This window comes from Roseibium sp. QJM3NY_11 (assembly GCF_056173175.1).
In genome coordinates, this window is record NZ_CM149660.1 from 3061998 (window position 1) to 3079581 (window position 17584).

Genomic DNA, 17584 nt, shown 5'->3' on the forward strand with positions numbered 1-17584 from the left:
GTAAGCTCCGGTAGAGATGGTTTGCCCGAACGTCTGCCCGGATCCGGGCCCGCTACGGGGATTTAGAACCATGATCAATACCTTGACCCAGGTTCAACTATTGAGAACCAACATGGAGCGCTCGCTGGACACGGTGGCGGCGGATCCGACTGTCGAGCGTCAAAGCGAATACTATCGCGAGAACATCCGCAATATTGAGTCCATCGACGACTTTCTGGGAGATGACCAGATCTATCGCTATGCGATGACCGCGATGGGCCTTGAGGACATGATTTACGCCAAGGCGTTCATGCGCAAGGTCCTGGAAGAAGGCGTCGACGAAAATTCCGCCTTCGCCAACCAGCTTGCGGACACCAAGTACAAGAGCTTCGCCGAAACCTTCAATTTCAAGCGGTACGGCACGACCACGACGTCCTTCACCCGGACGCAGGAGGGGATCGTCGACAAGTTTCACCGGCAAACGCTGGAAGTGCGGGAAGGCGAACAGAACCAGGGTGTGCGGCTGGCGCTCTATTTCGAACGCCGGGCACCCGACATCACCAATGCCTATGACGTGCTCGCGGACCCGGCTCTTGCCGAGGCGGTCTATACGTCTCTCGGCCTGCCTCAGGCGTTCGCCCTGGCCGACATCGACAAGCAGGCGGCCCATCTTGAGGAAAACCTGGACTTCGACAAATTCGGCGAGCCGGAATACCTGGCAGAGTTCCTCAATCGCTTCTCCGCGCTCTACGACCTGTCGAACGGGTCGGCGGGCGCAACGTCGCCGACGCTCAGTCTTTACAACAACGGCAGCGGCACCATCCAGATGGGCGAGGGACTTCTCGCCAGTATCCAGAACCTGCGTCTCGGAGGCGTCTGATCCATGCAATCCGCTCTTTATGTGGCGCTGTCGGCGCAAGTCGCCCTGTCCAACCGTCTGGACACGGTCGCCCGCAACGTCGCCAACATGAACACGGCCGGCTACCGGGCCGACGAGGTCAAGTTCGCCGAACTGGTCTCCAAGGCGGGGCAGGACAAGGTGAGTTTTGCCACTGGCGGCGAGAAATACATCTCGCGTCAGGGCGGCGGCCTGTCCAAGACCGACAATCCGCTCGATCTGGCGGTCGAAGGCAATGCCTGGTTCGCGATCCGCAACGTCAACGGCACGCTGTCCTATACACGGGACGGACGGCTTCAGATCGCCGGGGATGGCACATTGCGCACCCTGACCGGACAGCAGATCCTGGGCGCGGGCGGTCAGCCCATTGCTCTTGATCCGGATGCCGGTCCCCCCCTGATCACCCAGTCCGGCGATGTCAGCCAGGGCGAGGCCGGGGTTGTCGGACAGGTCGGTCTGTTTCTGATCCCCGAAGACGCCACGCTCGTGCGCTCCGACAACTCCGCGGTCATTCCCGACAAGCCCGTGACACCCGTGCAGATTTTCGACCGGAACGGTGTCCGCCAGGGCTATGTCGAAGGAGCGAACATCAATCCGGTCCGTGAAATGACCAAGATGATCATGATCTCGCGGGCGTTCGAAAGTGCGACCAAAATGATCGACACCAGCAATGAAAGCCAGGAAAAGGCGATCCGCGAACTGGGGTCGACATCATGACGGCCGTAGATCCAACCGCGCCTGTCGGGCGCCCGCTGGACCTGAATGCCGTCATGAGCGGACGGGCGCCGGAACCAGCGCGATCCGGGGCGGCGCAGGCCGAGCGGACGGGGTTCAGTTTCGGGGATTTCATGAACGTCATCAACCCGCTTCAGCACATTCCGGGTGTGGCCGAGCTCTATCGTTCGGTGACCAACGACCAGATTTCCGACGGCGCCAGAAAGACCGGCAATGCACTTTACGGATTTGCCCTGGGCGGTCCAGTCGGCCTTGGCGCGATGCTGGCCTATAACGAGGTCGGTGACCGTCTGAACGATGCGCCCTCATCGGCCGGTCCGCAAACTATGCAGGTTGCCGAGGCAACTCCGGCCGCCGGAACGGGGAAGGCGGCCGAGATCCCGGTGCCACCGCGCAAACCCGGCGCCGGGCCGGACGCAAGCCCGGAGCCTGTTCAGCAGAAGGCCCTTCTCGGCGAGACCGTCGCAACCACCGGACTGCCGGCTGCAAAGGCACCGCCTCCGGCCATGCCGGTGAGCCTTTCCCTGCAAACTCCGGACAGCGCGGACAAGGCGGAACCGGACCGAAACGACCCGGTCAACGGGCTGGCCTCGTCCGTTTCCTATACCGACCTCCTGGGCACAACCACAGTGCCGTCTCCGGTCATGCCCGGTGAGGACGGTCTCAGCCGTATTGCCACCCACAAGTCCAATCATCTTCCTCTCGATGTCTTGAAGGCTCTCCAGGTCCGCCATGCCGAACGCTCCGCATCTGAACGCTCTTGACCAGATATCAGCGTCGCTCGCGGCGCTGGAGACGGAAGTCGGACCTGTCAAGGTGAGCGGCCGGGTGACCCAGGTGTCGTCCGAGGCGATCCGGGTATCGGGTCTGTCACGCGTCGTGTGCCTGGGAGACCTGGTCGAATTCGAGGGACGCGCGGGGATCCGCCAGGGCGAAATCATCCGCCTGGAACAGAGAGATGTGGTGGTCAAGCCGCTGGAGCGGGTGACCGATATCGGTATCGGCAGTGTTGCCTCCGTCATGGGCGGGCTGGCGATTCATCCCGACATGGGCTGGCGGGGCAGGATCATCAACGCGCTCGGTGAGCCGATTGACGGTCTGGGGCCGCTCAGTCACGGCGTTGAAGCCTTTCTTCTGGACAGGGCGCCTCCGCCGGCCATGAACCGCAGCAAGATTTCCGAAGGCGTGAAGACCGGCGTTCGCGTGATCGATCTGTTCACGCCTCTCTGCGTCGGTCAGAGGGTTGGCGTTTTCGCCGGTTCAGGGGTCGGCAAATCCACCTTGCTGGGCATGCTGGCCGGTTTCGGGGATTTCGATACCGTGGTGGTCGGACTCGTGGGAGAGCGCGGCCGCGAGGTCCGGGAATTCGTCGACGACATTCTCGGCGAAACGTTGGCGCATTCGGTGGTCATCGCCTCCACCGGCGACGAAAGCGCCATGCAGCGCCGTCTGGCCCCCAAGACCGCCATGAGCGTCGCGGAATTTTTCAGGAGCCAGGGGCACAAGGTCCTGCTCATACTGGATTCGGCCACGAGATTCGCGCACGCCGCGCGCGATGTCGCCCTGGCCGCCGGCGAACCGCCTGTCGCGCGCGGGTATCCGCCCAGCGTCTTTGCGGATCTTGCGCGTCTGATAGAGCGGGCCGGTCCGGGAAGCTCGGGCGAGGGCTCGATCACCGGCATCTTCTCCGTGCTTGTCGATGGCGACGATCACAATGATCCGGTTTCCGACGCAATCCGCGGACTGCTCGACGGGCATATCGTGCTCGACCGGCAGATCGCGGAATCAGGCCGGTTTCCGCCTGTCAACGTGCTCAGGTCCACGTCCCGTCTCGCGGACAGGGCCTGGTCACCGGACCAGCAGGAGCTGATCCATCGTATCAAGGGACTGATTTCCCACTATGAAGATACGAAGGATCTGCGTCTGATGGGGGGTTTCCAGACCACCGGCGATGAAAAGCTGGAGAAGGCCTGCCGCCTGGTGCCGAAGATCTATGAGGCTTTGCGACAACGGGCGGATCAGGTGGTGCCCACAGATCCGTTCGCGGATCTTGCGCAGGCTCTGGCGACGGACGGATAGTCCACAGCTCCAATTGAAAGTAGAAAAGTCAAAATGCCGCTTCAACGAGCGGCATTTTTTGTATATACCTTGTCACGGCTTAGTCAAAAACGCAGAACTTCGCGGTATTTTTCATTTTAATAAAATTTTCTCTCAGTTTGTTCGTAATGTCATTGAGTTTTTATTTAGATTACATTGTGTCCGTAAGAAGATATTCTACCATGAAAATCGAAATAGTGTCCTGATTAGGGCAGAAGTGTTGACCTGAAGGCTCCGGAAAATTACCAATTCTTTATTGGGATTTTCGAGGGGCTGACATGTTCATCATAGTAGATTCACGAGAGATAGTGACCGCAGGCTATGCCTCGGCATTCGAACGGGAAGGCTACGCTTCCCTGGAACTGCAACCGCTGGAGCTGCTTGACTGGCTCGAGATTACCAGCGCGCAGGACCTGGGGGCGGTCGACGCCATCCTGCTCGGCGAAAGTGCGGAGCGGTGCAGCTTCGTGACGTCGATCCGCACGCGGTGTCCGGAGGCGCAGATCGTCGCGCTCGAAGACACGGCAAACCTGGAAAGCACGCTTGAGCTGTTTTCCGCAGGCCTGGACGATGTCTTGAGAAAACCGGTCCATGTGCGGGAGATCATCGCCCGGGTCGGTGCTTTCCGCCGCCGGATCACGTCGCGCAACAACTCCGCCGGCACAGGAGCGATTGAAGTCTTCTATGACGGCCGCGACCCGCTGGTCGGCGGCGAAGTCATGGAACTGCCGCGCCGGGAACGCCGGATTCTCGAGCACCTCGTCAAGAACAAGGGCCGCCGGGTCACCAAGACGCAGATTTTCAATGCTGTCTACGGCGTCATGAATGACGGTGTCGATGAGTGCGTCGTGGAAAGCCACATTTCGAAGCTGCGGAAAAAATTGCGCAAGAAGCTCGGCTTTGATGCCATCGAATCGACGCGCTACATCGGCTACATGCTCAAGGATGGATCCGCCTCGAAGCAGAAAATCGGTGACACCCGTCGTCCGGTTCAGGCGTCCGCCGGCACATCGCAGGCGATTGAAACGGCAGGCGACGCGCGTGTCTCCGGCAAACCGACCTTGTCCGTGGTTCACGCCTGAGCACATCGTGCCAGGCGCGCGGCCCCAGCTGTGCGGTCATCGTGCGGTCATAATCCGCGCAAGCCTGCCTGGCGGATGAACGCGCTCTGACCCGGGCGTTGGGGGGCTGCGATCTGCCGCGCGGGCCGGGCACCACCGGGCGCAGTGAATGCAAGGCACGAGATAGCGCGGGAACTTGTTTCTATTTACAATTGATTTTTATGGAAAATTTAGAAACCTTGCTCACAATGGCATCGTAGCAAAGCTTTGACCGTCGAGCGTGGCGTGCACCGCGCGAATGTGATGGCGGAGCGTGGGGCCATGCTTCGTGTCTGTGCAGCAGGTATTGGCAATCCGCGGTCCGCAATCGGTGCGGTCTTCGCGATACACTTGTCCGTTCAGGGGAAAGCGGTTTGTCGCCTTGTCCGAACGGTCGAGCAGGCACTCTGGATCGAGGTGGACGTCTTGAGTCTTAGCGGCAGTGCGTCGTTGCCATATACGCCCAGAGAAATGGGACGTTCGAGCCTTTCACGGACATTTATACTCTACACGCTCGGCCTGTTTGCCGTGCTTGGTGTCGTCTTTATCGGCATCCTTGCAAAATTCACCTGGGATGAGTCTAACGCCCGGGCCATTCGTGTGACCGAAGCTTTCTTTCAAGCCACGAAGCGGCCGTTTGAACGGGCGATCTGGACGGTGAACGCGGACGCGACGCTGCAACTCATTCGCGGGCTGGAAAGCCTGGAAGTGGTCGAAAAGGTCTGGGTCGAAACCCCGGACACGGGCAATTTCGGCGAGCCCGTCACAGGCGCGCGCGCGTCTGAGGCGCTCAGCTACACGCTGAATTCTCCGAGTACAATTTTGCAGAAGAACGCCATCGGTCAGGTTTTTATCCTGATCGACCGGAACACGATCTCCTACGAGATCGTATCGACGGTCGGCTTCATCGTCACTGCAATCATCATCTATCTGCTGCTTCTCGGCGTCGTGATCCGGATGGTGTTCAGGCGATTGATCGGCCGTCCACTGTCCGCAATTGTCGAATATCTCTCGACGCCGCGTCTGATCGAGGATCCTCCCAAGGCGGAGTTGATGCCCGGACGCGCGGACGAAATCGGAATTCTCTCGGCGAGCCTCCAGTCGATGGTGCAGCGTCGTCATTTGGACTTGCAGAAAATTCAGGAATATCAGACCAACCTCGAGGACCTGGTAGCCCATCGCACGGATCAGCTGAAGCTGGTGCAGGAAGAGCTTATTCAGGCGGACAATCTGGCCGCCCTCGGCGCACTTGTCGCCGGTGTTTCGCATGAACTGAACACGCCGCTCGGGAATGCCCTGATGGCGGCGACCACGATCAAGGATTCCACCAGCTATCTAGGCAAGGAACTCGAGGAGCAAAGCTTGAGCAAGGAAGCGCTTGAAAACGAGGTCGAGCGCATATCGGATACCGCGAGTATCATCGAAAAGACACTCGGACGGGCGCGGGATCTCGTCGGCAACTTTCGTCAGGTCGCCGTCGATCGGCAAAGTGAGAAGAAGCGATCGTTCAATTTCGACCATATCATCCGCGAAACGCTCGCCACTCTGCAGCCGACACTCAAGAAAACACCCTTTTCCGTCGAACTCGATCTGCATGCCGATGAAGTCGTCGACAGCTATCCCGGTGCGGTCAGTCAGCTTGTGTCCAACATGGTGGAAAACGCCATCAAACACGGATACGAGAACCGCACCGAAGGCGTGATCAAACTGTCCTCGCGGATGGTCGCAACCAGGGACGAGGGCCTGGGCATTCCGTCGACGCAGAAGATCGTCTTCAAGTGCCAGGACTTTGGCGTCGGCATTCCGGAGAAGAATCTCAAGAAGGTATTCGAGCCTTTCTTCACGACAAAATTCGGCAAGGGAGGCTCGGGACTGGGCATGGCGATCTGCTACCAGCTTGTGACGGAAGCTCTCAACGGGACCATTTCGGTCTCCTCCAATGTCGGTTCCGGTACCGAGTTCACCATCGAATTTCCGGCAATCGTGCCCGTGAAGACAACGACGCAGCGCGGACAGAAGGTGCATTGACATGGTGATGGATTTTCTTGCGCCTTCGGAGCCGGCAGTCAGGACAACGACCAGGAACCCCTGGAAAATTCTCATCGTCGATGACGATCCCGACGTGCACGAAGTGACCAAGATCGCCGTGGCCGGGTGCATGTTTGAAAACCGCGCATTCGAATTGCTGCACGCCTTGTCGGCTCGGGAAGCACGCGAGATTCTGGAGGAACAGCAGGACATTGCTGTTGCGCTTGTCGACGTGGTGATGGAGAGCGATACCGCCGGTCTCGGTCTCGTCAGCTGGATCCGGTCAGAGCTCAAGAACCATTTCACGCGTCTGATACTGCGCACCGGTCAGCCGGGCTATGCACCGCAGACCGACGTGATCATGAAGTTCGACATCGATGGCTATACGGAAAAGGCAGAACTTTCGCGAACCAAGCTGATCACGGCGGTGGTCACCGGTCTGCGCGGCTACAAGCTTGTGATGTCTCTGGAGACAAACCGGAGGAAACTGCAGCAACTGAACGCGCATTTTTCCGCAATCGTTGAAAAAAACGCTCTCAGTGAATTTGCATCCGCTGTGGTGGAACATGTTTCCGAACTCGTTGGTCAACCCGTTGACTGCCTTCTTTGCGGATTGGAATCCCTTCCAGGGTACGGTGCCTTCGACCGGACAAATATCCGTGTGCTGGCCGCGACGGGCTGTTTCGAGGACAAGGTCGACCTGCCTGTCAACGTCATCAGCGACGATGCGGTCCGGGGCTGTGTCGTCAAATGTGCCGAGACCCGCGAGACCTGCCGGTCATCGACAGGCGTGGCCTTGCCGCTGGTGACCAGAAACGGGATGGCGGGTGCCCTCTATCTGGATGTCGCGGAAGACATTCTGGAAGAGCTGGTCGGATCGGAACTTCTCAAGCTCTTTGTGTCGAATGTTGCCCTCGGCTATGAGAAAACAGGCCTGCTGGAGCATATTCGGAACCTTGCCTATGTGGACCGGATTACCGGTCTGTCGACCTTCTCCGGTTTCATCGAAACCTTCCAGCGCAATGCGGCCAAGTGCACGCCGTTGCTGGTGGTTCATGCCGATGTCCAGAGATTTAGGGTGATTGTCGACGGGATCGGCGACGAAAAAGCCGGTGCGGTGCTGAAAAAGACAGGACACCGCCTGTCTCAGACGTTTCCGGACGCGCTGACGATCGCGCGCAAGGAAAAGGACGAGTTCTTGATCCTGCTCAAGGGCGGCGATGCCAACCGGGTCGAGGACGTGGTCGCCAGGGTCGAGGAGGCCTTTCAGGAACCGATCACGCTCGACGACAACCAGATTTCCTTGCGCATGCGATTGGGGTTTGCTGCGGGCACCGCCGGCAACCAGAACGCAGAGCAGCTGGTCCGGTTTGCCTCGATCGCGCTGAATAATGTTCGCCAGCAGGGGCACACCAGCCATTCGGTGTTTCATCCGGAAATGCAGGAGGCCGCTTTCGAGCGGCTGCGGCTTGCGTCCCTGTTGACCAGCAGCAGCAACCAGATGGAATTTTCCGTCCATTACCAGCCGATCATGCTGGCGAAAGACGAATCCCTGGCCTCGTTCGAAGCGCTCATGCGTTTTCGCACGCCGTCCGGAACGTTCATGAACACCGCGCGGATGATTGAAGCAGCCGAGGCGAGCGGTTTGATCACCGAAATCGGCGCATGGATGTTCATGACGTCGTTCTCGGAATTCAGCCGGCTGCAGGGCCTGTCCGGGGATGTCCGGCTGAATGTGAACCTGTCCCCGCAGCAGGTGCAGACCAACCGGATCTACAAGGACATTGAAGATGCCGCTTCGGCCGCCTGCCTGCCGTTGCATCGGCTCGTGTTCGAGGTCACCGAAGGCCTGTTCCTGAGCAACGACCAGGTCACGATCTCGTTGTTGACATGGCTCCGCGACAAGGGCGCGAAAGTCGTCATCGATGATTTCGGGACCGGATATTCCTCCTTCAGCTACCTGCGCAAGTTGCCCGTGGACGGGATCAAGATCGATCGTAGTTTCATCATGAACATGGATCAGGACGCGGATGAGCTGGCGGTGGTCAAATCCATCATCGCCGTGGCCAAGGCACTTGACCTGGATGTGACTGCAGAAGGGATCGAGACGATCACGCAGCGCAAGATCATGCAGGAGCTGCAATGCGACTACCTGCAGGGGTATCTCTATTCCAAGCCGCAGAGCTCCGACGGCCTGTCCTCCTTCATCGAGAAATCGATCGAACCGGGGGTGGCTTTCGGCTGAGACCTTCAAAGGCCGGAATCCGGGATCCCGTCGGCGACACATGCCCGTTTGCAGCCCCTGGCCGGGCGGTCCGCGCGGGACCTTGCTCCGACAAGACCTGCCAAATTGAAATCTCTTGCATTTAAGCAATTGAATATTTGCACGAAACACGCTCTCATAACGCAAAGGCGTTTGCGGGTTCGCAACTTTCATATTGCGTGTCCCGTAAGTTGTTGAAGAACCTGGCAAAGCGCTAAACGCGCGACTTGGGGAGAAAAAACATGGACATGAGCGGCTCCCACCGGATTCCGGCGAAACGGGAAACAGTCTGGGCGGCACTGAACGATCCGGAAATCCTGAAGGCCTGCATTCCGGGCTGTGAAAGTCTTGAAAAAACGTCGGACACGGAGATGACCGCCGCTGTGACGTCGAAGATCGGGCCGGTCAAGGCCAAGTTCAAAGGCGCGGTGACTCTGGGGGACATCAAGCCGCCGGAGAGCTATACGATTTCGGGAGAAGGCAAGGGCGGCGTGGCCGGCTTTGCGAAGGGGGGCGCCACTGTTAGCCTTGCCGAGGAAGGCGATGAGACCGTTCTGACCTATGAGGCCAATGCACAGGTTGGCGGCAAGCTGGCGCAGCTCGGCAGCCGTCTGATCGACTCGACCGCTCGCAAGATGGCGGACGACTTCTTCACGAAATTTTCCGAAACGGTTGGCGGGCAAGGCGCCGCGCAAGCCGTGGACGGGACGTCGGGTGAAACGGCGGACACGGATCTGGACGCAGGCGTTGCCGAAGAGGCCAAACGCATCGCGATCGAGGACGCGGAACACGCTGTGGAGGAGCGGATCCACAAGGCCGAAGAAAATATCGAGGCCGCGGCCGGGCGCAACGCCTTTGGCGGCCCGATGGTCTGGGGCCTGATTCTGCTCGGGGCGATTATCGTGGTTCTTGCTCTGGCAAGTTGACCGGGCCGGGCAAAATATGAATTGATCGGGGCCTGACTGCGGCGCGCATCGAAGCCCCCCATAAAAACGGTGAAAACGCCGGAGGACGCACGGGCAACAGCCCAGGGAATTGCATGAGGGAGAGAAATTCATGTCGAAAGTATCGATGGTATTGAACGGCAAGACGGTTTCGGCGGATGTCGAAGACCGTACGCTGCTCGTATCGTTTATCCGCGAGACCCGCGGACTGACCGGCACCCATGTCGGTTGCGACACGTCGCAATGCGGTGCCTGTGTCGTTCAGGTGGACGGCAAGGCCGTGAAATCCTGCACATTGCTGGCGGCCCAGGCCGACGGCAGCGAAGTGCTGACACTGGAAGGACTGGGGAACGCCGGCAACCTGCACCCGGTGCAGGCGGCTTTCCGCGAGCATCACGGCCTGCAGTGCGGTTTCTGCACGCCGGGCATGATCATGACGGCTGTGGACATGATCCAGCGGCACGGCGCCGGCAACCTCGACGAAACCACAATCCGGCATGAGCTGGAAGGCAATATCTGTCGCTGTACGGGCTATCAGAACATCGTCAAGGCCATCAAGGCCGCATCCGACCAGATGGCCGGTATGGCCCAGGCCGCGGAGTAGGCGGCAAGCTCTCACGCTTGACGCGGTATGACCGCGCCGGGACACCAGGACCTTTTGCTGAAACCTGCCGGGAGGAAATCGCCGGGTTTCGGCTGACCGCCAGGTCCTGAAGCAGACAGACGCCCGTCGGGCGGACGCCGGCATGGCCGGTTGAAGAATTATCCGGTTCTGGCAGAACCGGAACAGACATTTGGGAGAGAGAGATCATGGCAGTTGAGGGGATTGGCGCCCGCGCCCTGCGCAAGGAAGACAAGCGCTTCATTACCGGCAAGGGCCGTTATACCGATGACATGAACATGCCGGGGATGGGATACGCGGCCTTCGTCCGTTCGCCCCATGCGCATGCGAAAGTGACCGGCATTGACGCAAGCGCCGCATTGGCGATGCCGGGGGTGGACGCGGTCCTGACCGGTGACCAGCTTGTTGGTGACGGAATCGGCAACCTGATTTGCGGATGGATGGTCCATTCCAAGGACGGGTCGCCCATGAAAATGGGGGCGTGGCGCGCCCTCGAGCCGGAAATCGTGCGCCACGTGGGACAGGCGGTCGCGGTTGTCGTCGCGGACACGCAGGCCCAGGCGCGCGATGCCGCCGACGCCGTTGTTGTCGACTATGAAGCGCTTCCGGCCGTGATTGATCCGGTCGCCGCCCTGCAGCCGGGTGCGCCGCAGCTTCATCCGGAAGCCGAAGGCAACCTGATCTTCGACTGGGAGATCGGTGACGACGCCGCCACGACGGCCGCCTTCGAAAAGGCGGCCCATGTCACCCGCATGGAAATTCACAACAACCGTCTGGTTCCAAATCCGATGGAACCCAGGGCGGCTCTCGCCGGTTATGACGACGCCGAAGAGCATTACACGCTCTATACGACCTCTCAGAACCCCCATGTGGCCCGGCTTGTGCTGTCCGCGTTCTACAATGTGGCGCCCGAGCACAAGCTGCGTGTGATCGCGCCGGATGTCGGTGGCGGTTTCGGCTCCAAGATCTACATCTATCCGGAAGAAATGGTGTGCCTGTGGGCCGCCAAACGCGTCGGACGGCCGGTGAAATGGGTGTCGGACCGGACCGAGGCCTTCCTCACTGATGCCCATGGCCGGGATCATCGGTCCGAGGCGGAACTGGCGCTGGATGCGGACAACAAGATCCTGGGCCTCAGGGTCAGGACCGTTGCCAATATCGGCGCCTACATGTCGTTGTTCTCGTCGTCGGTGCCAACGTATCTCTACGCCACATTGTTGTCGGGCCAGTACGACATTCCGGCGATCCATGCCAATGTGAAGACGGTCTATACCAACACCACGCCCGTGGATGCCTACCGCGGCGCGGGCCGTCCGGAGGCAACCTACCTGGTGGAGCGGATGATGGAGACGGCGGCGCGCGAGGTCGGGCTGTCCCCGGCGGAGTTCCGCCGCAAGAACTTCGTCAGGTCGTTCCCGCATCAAACACCGGTGATCATGTGTTATGACGCCGGCGACTATGACGCGACCCTGGATGCAGCCCTTGCTGCCGCCGATTATGACGGCTTCGCGGCGCGCAAGGCGGAAGCCGCCTCGCGGGGCAAGCTTCGCGGCATCGGCCTGTCCTGTTACATTGAGGCCTGCGGCATTGCTCCTTCCGCGGCGGTTGGCTCGCTGGGCGCCGGTGTCGGCCTCTGGGAATCCGCCGAGGTGCGGGTGAACCCTGTGGGGACGATCGAGGTCCTGACCGGGTCCCACAGCCATGGCCAGGGACACGAAACCACCTTCGCTCAGCTGATCAGCGAGCGTTTCGGACTAGACACCGACTCGGTCGCCATCGTTCATGGCGACACGGACAAGGTCCAGTTTGGCATGGGAACCTACGGCTCCCGCTCCGGAGCCGTCGGCATGTCGGCCATCGTCAAGGCGCTGGACAAGGTTGAAGCCAAGGCCAAGAAGATCGCTGCGCACCTGATGGAAGCCTCCGAGGGGGACATCCAGATCGAGGGTGGTGAACTCAAGGTCGCCGGTACGGACAAGAAACTGTCCTTCACCGAGGTGGCGCTCGCCGCCTATACGGCGCACAATCTGCCGGAAGGCATGGAGCCGGGCCTGAAGGAGGGCGCGTTCTATGATCCCACCAACTTCACGTTCCCGGCGGGCACCTATGTCTGCGAGGTCGAGGTCGATCCGGAAACCGGCAAGACCGAAGTCGTCAATTTTGTTGCCGCGGACGATTTCGGCAACATCATCAATCCGATGATCGTGGAAGGCCAGGTGCATGGCGGCATCACGCAGGGCATCGGACAGGCGCTGCTGGAGAACGCGTCCTATGACGAGACCGGCCAGCTCCTGACGGCCTCCTACATGGATTACTGCATGCCGCGCGCCGACGACGTGCCATCCTATCAGCTGTCGACGCATGTTACCGAATGTCCGGGCAACCCGCTCGGCATGAAGGGCTGCGGCGAGGCGGGGGCCATCGGTTCGCCGCCTGCGGTGATGAATGCGATCACCGACGCGATCGGCAACAACAACCTGTCCATGCCGGCCCTGCCGGAAAGGGTCTGGTCGCTGTGCCAGCCGGCCATCCGGGAGGCTGCGGAGTAAATGAGGCAGGTGGTGGCGGATCTCCGATCGACTGCGCTTGAACGCCATGAACGCACCCGTTCGTTTGATGAAACGGGTGAGCGAAGGTGGACGGGCGCATCGACGGGCTCCTCGCCGCCGGCCGATTTCAACGCCGACAGACTTGACGAAACCTGAACCCATTCTTTTGGGAGACGCGAAATGTACGAAACAAATTATCACCGTGCCGGATCGGTGGCCGAGGCGGCCCAGCTGATCGCAAAGGCGGAAGACGGAAAATTCCTTGGCGGAGGGCAGACCCTGCTGCCGACCATGAAGCAACGGCTGGCAGCGCCGTCGGACCTGGTGGACCTGACCCGGATACCCGACATGAAGGGCATTCGCGAAGACGGCGGCCAGATCGTCATCGGCGCCGCGACGACCCATGCCGAAGTCGCGGCCTCCGCGCTGATCAAGGGCAAGCTCCCCGGTCTTTCGGGACTTGCAGGCGGGATCGGCGATCCCGCTGTCCGTCACATGGGGACGATCGGGGGCTCGATCGCGAACAACGACCCGGCCGCCGACTATCCGGCGGCGCTTGTCGGGCTGGATGCCACGATTACCACCAGCATACGGACGCTTTCGGCCGAAGACTTCTTTGTCGGCATGTTCGAGACCGCGCTTGCGGACGACGAGATCGTGGTTTCGGTCTCTTTCCCGGCAGCCGAAAAATCATCCTATGCCAAATACCCGAACCCGGCGTCCCGCTATGCCATGGCCGGGGTGTTCGTCGCTCGTCGGGGCGATGGGTCCGTGCGCGTGGCCGTGACCGGCGCCGGTGACGGCGGGGTGTTCCGTGTCGGCGACATGGAAGCTGCCCTGGCGGCCAACTGGTCACCGGATGCGGTTGCCGGCATCGCTGTCGATTCCGGCGGCATGCTGCAGGATATTCACGGTTCCTCCCGCTACCGGGCCAACCTGGTCACCGTGATGGCCAAACGGGCTGTGGCCGCCGCCGGCTGACGGGCGCGCGGACAAAATGCGATTTCAGCCCGGCCGTTTCGCGGCCGGGCATTTTTTTTCAGGGAACGGGCTGATAAGATCTACAGACGGCATGTTTTTTCGCTTGCCGGACCGGAGCTTCCGGCGAAACGGAAAACCGGGTCAATTGACTTTGAAACTGTTGCAAGTGACTTCGTATTTGTTGAAAGAAATCTCGTGTGAAAATGGTGTCACATGAATGCTGCCGAAGCCGGACCATGTACCGGAGGCTTCGGTAGCATGCGGCCGGACTGGAAACAGGGGACTGAATGGCAGGAACACGGCACCGGAGCCTGAATGGCGGCAAGCGGACAGAAGAAAATCCGGTAGCCACAGCATTCAAGCCCGTTCACAAGGCCTTCTGGGGCGTCGCATTGGTCAGCTTTGTCATCAACATCCTGATGCTGACCGGCCCCTTGTTCATGCTTCAGGTTTACGACCGGGTGCTGTCGAGCGGCTCCGTGCCGACGCTGGTCGTGATCGGATCCCTGGCCATTGTCCTTTATGCCTTTTACGGCCTTCTGGAGGGCGTACGGGGCCGGATCCTGGCCCGGCTCGGCCAACGGGTCGACGCGCGGTTGTCCGGGATCGTCTACCGGGTGTCCACCAGCCTGCCGGTCCGCCTGGGGCGCAAGGCTGCCCGCCTGCGGCCCGTACAAGATCTGGATACCGTTCGCCAGTTCCTCTCCGGCCCGGGCCCGGCGGCAATCTTCGACATTCCTTGGTTGCCCTTCTATCTCGGGATCGTTTTCCTGTTTCATCCCCTTCTGGGCGTGGTCGGGCTTGCAGGAGCCGTTGTCATCACGGTGCTGATCGGTCTGAACGAGTTGCTGTCACGAGGCCCGGCCGAAGAGGCGGCGGGACATGCCGGCCGTCGCTCCTCGGACGTGGAAATCGGCCAGAGGAATTCCGAAGTCGTGACCGCGATGGGCATGCAGGATGCGCTGACGGGCAAATGGGATGCGCAGAACAGCGACTATCTGGCGACACAACGGCGGGCCGCCGACCGGTCCGGCTTGTTCGGCACCACGATCAAGACCATCCGGTTCGTGCTGCAGTCGGCCATTCTCGGGGTGGGGGCCTGGCTGGCCATCCTGCAGGAGATTACGCCGGGCGTGATGATCGCGTCCTCGATCATGACATCGCGCGCACTGGCGCCGATCGAACAGGCCGTCGCCCAGTGGCGCGGCTTCGTGGCCAGCCGCCAGGCGCTGCGCCGTCTGAGAGAAGTTCTGCAGGTGGCCGATGCGGAACCCGAAAAAATGGACCTGCCGCTGCCAACGGACAGGATAACGGTCGAGCAGGTGTTCTGCGGCCCCTTCGGGGAGGCCACGCCCTTCGTCCAGAATGTTTCGCTTGAACTTGAGGCAGGCGACGGTCTGGGCATAATCGGTCCGTCCGGATCGGGCAAATCGACCTTCGCGCGGGCGCTGGTCGGCGCAACGCCGGCCCTCAAGGGCGTCATCCGGTATGACGGGGCGGAACTCGGCCAGTGGCCGAGCGGACGGCGCGGCGAATTCATCGGCTATCTGCCCCAGGACCTGCAATTGTTCGACGGCACGATTGCCGAAAACATCGCGCGCTTCAGTACGGGGGCGACGCCGGACCTGATCATCGAGGCGGCAAAGCTCGCCGATGTTCACAACCTGATCGTCGGACTGCCGGAAGGATATAACACCGTGATCGGCCGAGCCGGGCGCTTGCTGTCCGCGGGCCAGCGCCAGCGGATGGCGCTGGCCAGGGCGCTTTACGGCAATCCATTTCTCGTCGTCCTGGACGAGCCGAATTCCAATCTGGATGCGGAGGGCGAGGGGGCTCTGACCAATGCCATCAGGGCCATGCGCGAGAAGGGATCGGTTGTGGTCGTCATTGCGCATCGTCCGAGCGCGATTGCAACGGTGGACAAGATCCTGTGCCTCAAGGACGGCAAGATGGCCGGCTTCGGGCCGAAGGAAGATGTTCTCAAACAGGTGGTGCAGCCGGTGCAGAATATGCGTGCCGGCGGAGTCACGGGACGGTGACGATGCCCGGGAAATCCGATCAGGGCAGCCAATCCGGTCCGCAAGGGGCCGATGACCTGCTGCGCCGCACGGTGCGCAACCATCTGGTGTTCGCGCTATTCGTCGCGATTGCGGTTGTCGGCGGTATCGGGGGGTGGGCGGCCTTCACGGAAATCTCCGGGGCGGTGGTCTCCACGGGGACCATTGTGGTGGAAACCAACACCAAGCTTGTTCAGCACCGGGAAGGCGGTATCGTCCGCGACATCCGTGTGAAGGCGGGAGATACGGTCAAGGCAGGGGAACTGCTGATCAGCCTTGACGACACGGTGACCCGCGCCAACCTGGCCGTCATCACCAAACAGCTGACCGAACTGACCGCCCAGACCCTGAGATTGCAGGCCGAGCGGGATGAGCGCGACAGCATCGATTGGCCCGAGGATCGCAAGGCCACTCTGGGAGAAATCGAACGCGGACAGCAGATGCTGCTGGAAGCACGCCGGAACTCCAAGGTCGGAACGTCAGAACCAGCTCGAAGAGCAGATCCTCCAGTTCCACAAGCAGATGGAGGGCCTGGAAGCCCAGGTGACGGCCAAGGACTCGGAGATCGAGCTGATCGAGGAGGAACTGGCCGATCTCAGTGGCTTGCTGGACCGGCAGCTTGTCTCCAAGAGCCGCGTCATCGCGCTGCGGCGTGAAAAGGCCCGTCTGGCGGGCGAATACGGCGACCTGATTGCGCAGATTGCCCAGACGAAGGAAGCCATCAGCGAGCGGCGGATCCAGATCCTCCAGATCGAGGAGTCCTATCGGGCGGAAGTTCTTGAACAATTGCAGGAAGTGCGCTCGCGCATTGCCCAGCTTGAAGAGCAGCAGATAGCGGCCGAGGACGAATTGACCCGGGTCGACATACTGGCTCCGAGAAACGGCTACGTTCATCAGCTTTCGGTACATACGATCGGTGGTGTCATCGCTCCGGGCGAGACCGTGATGCAGATTGTTCCCAGGGAGGACCAACTGATCGTGGAAGCGCAGGTCCGTCCGGTCGATATCGACCAGATGTCGCCCGGACAAAGCGCGCGGGTGCGCTTTCCCAGTTTCGACCAGCGGACAACGCCTGAGCTGAATGCGAAACTGCTGACACTGTCTGCGGATCTGACGGAGGACGAACGTTCCGGCGTCAGCTATTACGTTGCCCGCCTGGTTATCGACGACACGGAACTGAGGAAACTTGGCGACAAGGCGCTGGTGCCCGGCATGCCGGTCGAAACCTTCCTGCAAACCGGCGACCGGACGGTGTTGAGCTACCTGGTCAAGCCGGTGACCGACCAGATTGCCCATGCCTTGCGGGAGCGGTGACCGGAAACCCGTTGATT

Annotated in this window: 13 protein-coding genes; all 13 read left to right on the plus strand. The window is 60.8% G+C overall.

Going from position 1 to position 17584, the window contains the following annotated elements:
- Positions 1–70 precede the first annotated feature (70 nt).
- On the plus strand, positions 71–859 hold the full coding sequence (locus tag AC0VX3_RS14210; RefSeq protein WP_342895088.1) for a DUF1217 domain-containing protein: 789 nt from the start codon (positions 71–73) through the stop codon (positions 857–859).
- A 3-nt stretch (positions 860–862) separates the two neighbouring features.
- Positions 863–1594 carry a flagellar basal-body rod protein FlgF gene (gene flgF / locus AC0VX3_RS14215; protein WP_475521067.1) on the plus strand — a complete coding sequence of 244 codons (732 nt, stop codon included), beginning with the start codon at positions 863–865 and terminating at the stop codon, positions 1592–1594.
- Positions 1591–2376 (plus strand): hypothetical protein, encoded by a 786-nt coding sequence (locus tag AC0VX3_RS14220; protein WP_475521068.1) that lies wholly within the window; start codon positions 1591–1593, stop codon positions 2374–2376. The genes flgF and AC0VX3_RS14220 overlap by 4 nt, the downstream gene beginning before the upstream one ends.
- Positions 2345–3691, plus strand: coding sequence for a FliI/YscN family ATPase (locus AC0VX3_RS14225; protein ID WP_475521069.1), 1347 nt, complete (start codon positions 2345–2347; stop codon positions 3689–3691). The genes AC0VX3_RS14220 and AC0VX3_RS14225 overlap by 32 nt, the downstream gene beginning before the upstream one ends.
- Before the next feature lie 296 nt (positions 3692–3987).
- Positions 3988–4791, plus strand: a complete 804-nt coding sequence (locus tag AC0VX3_RS14230; protein WP_475521070.1) for a response regulator transcription factor — start codon at positions 3988–3990, stop codon at positions 4789–4791.
- Positions 4792–5280: 489 nt separating this feature from the next.
- Positions 5281–6837, plus strand: coding sequence for a sensor histidine kinase (locus AC0VX3_RS14235; RefSeq protein WP_475521071.1), 1557 nt, complete (start codon positions 5281–5283; stop codon positions 6835–6837).
- A 1-nt stretch (position 6838) separates the two neighbouring features.
- Positions 6839–9082 carry a bifunctional diguanylate cyclase/phosphodiesterase gene (locus AC0VX3_RS14240; RefSeq protein ID WP_475521072.1) on the plus strand — a complete coding sequence of 748 codons (2244 nt, stop codon included), beginning with the start codon at positions 6839–6841 and terminating at the stop codon, positions 9080–9082.
- 260 nt (positions 9083–9342) lie between these two features.
- The gene (locus AC0VX3_RS14245) at positions 9343–10026 is read left to right on the plus strand and encodes an SRPBCC family protein (RefSeq protein ID WP_475521073.1); all 684 of its coding nucleotides are present in this window, start codon (positions 9343–9345) and stop codon (positions 10024–10026) included.
- Between the two features lie 130 nt (positions 10027–10156).
- The gene (locus tag AC0VX3_RS14250) at positions 10157–10648 is read left to right on the plus strand and encodes a (2Fe-2S)-binding protein (protein ID WP_475521074.1); all 492 of its coding nucleotides are present in this window, start codon (positions 10157–10159) and stop codon (positions 10646–10648) included.
- Positions 10649–10854: 206 nt separating this feature from the next.
- The gene (locus AC0VX3_RS14255; RefSeq protein ID WP_348147091.1) at positions 10855–13215 is read left to right on the plus strand and encodes a xanthine dehydrogenase family protein molybdopterin-binding subunit; all 2361 of its coding nucleotides are present in this window, start codon (positions 10855–10857) and stop codon (positions 13213–13215) included.
- A 180-nt stretch (positions 13216–13395) separates the two neighbouring features.
- A complete protein-coding gene (locus AC0VX3_RS14260; RefSeq protein WP_475521075.1) occupies positions 13396–14196 on the plus strand; it encodes an FAD binding domain-containing protein in 801 nt (266 codons plus the stop codon).
- A 287-nt stretch (positions 14197–14483) separates the two neighbouring features.
- Complete coding sequence (locus AC0VX3_RS14265; protein ID WP_475521076.1) at positions 14484–16235, plus strand: type I secretion system permease/ATPase; 1752 nt, start codon at positions 14484–14486, stop codon at positions 16233–16235.
- A gap of 540 nt (positions 16236–16775) precedes the next feature.
- The gene (locus tag AC0VX3_RS14270; RefSeq protein WP_475521077.1) at positions 16776–17567 is read left to right on the plus strand and encodes an HlyD family type I secretion periplasmic adaptor subunit; all 792 of its coding nucleotides are present in this window, start codon (positions 16776–16778) and stop codon (positions 17565–17567) included.
- Positions 17568–17584 lie beyond the last annotated feature (17 nt).

Bases quoted from the DNA above. Each gene is read 5' to 3' on its own strand.
- AC0VX3_RS14270 (WP_475521077.1), top strand. From the start codon at position 16,776: ATGGAGGGCCTGGAAGCCCAGGTGACGGCCAAGGACTCGGAGATCGAG.
- AC0VX3_RS14210 (WP_342895088.1), top strand. From the start codon at position 71: ATGATCAATACCTTGACCCAGGTTCAACTATTGAGAACCAACATGGAG.
- AC0VX3_RS14265 (WP_475521076.1), top strand. From the start codon at position 14,484: ATGGCAGGAACACGGCACCGGAGCCTGAATGGCGGCAAGCGGACAGAA.
- AC0VX3_RS14250 (WP_475521074.1), top strand. From the start codon at position 10,157: ATGTCGAAAGTATCGATGGTATTGAACGGCAAGACGGTTTCGGCGGAT.
- AC0VX3_RS14235 (WP_475521071.1), top strand. From the start codon at position 5,281: ATGGGACGTTCGAGCCTTTCACGGACATTTATACTCTACACGCTCGGC.
- AC0VX3_RS14230 (WP_475521070.1), top strand. From the start codon at position 3,988: ATGTTCATCATAGTAGATTCACGAGAGATAGTGACCGCAGGCTATGCC.
- AC0VX3_RS14240 (WP_475521072.1), top strand. From the start codon at position 6,839: ATGGTGATGGATTTTCTTGCGCCTTCGGAGCCGGCAGTCAGGACAACG.
- flgF (WP_475521067.1), top strand. From the start codon at position 863: ATGCAATCCGCTCTTTATGTGGCGCTGTCGGCGCAAGTCGCCCTGTCC.
- AC0VX3_RS14260 (WP_475521075.1), top strand. From the start codon at position 13,396: ATGTACGAAACAAATTATCACCGTGCCGGATCGGTGGCCGAGGCGGCC.
- AC0VX3_RS14245 (WP_475521073.1), top strand. From the start codon at position 9,343: ATGGACATGAGCGGCTCCCACCGGATTCCGGCGAAACGGGAAACAGTC.
- AC0VX3_RS14225 (WP_475521069.1), top strand. From the start codon at position 2,345: ATGCCGAACGCTCCGCATCTGAACGCTCTTGACCAGATATCAGCGTCG.
- AC0VX3_RS14220 (WP_475521068.1), top strand. From the start codon at position 1,591: ATGACGGCCGTAGATCCAACCGCGCCTGTCGGGCGCCCGCTGGACCTG.
- AC0VX3_RS14255 (WP_348147091.1), top strand. From the start codon at position 10,855: ATGGCAGTTGAGGGGATTGGCGCCCGCGCCCTGCGCAAGGAAGACAAG.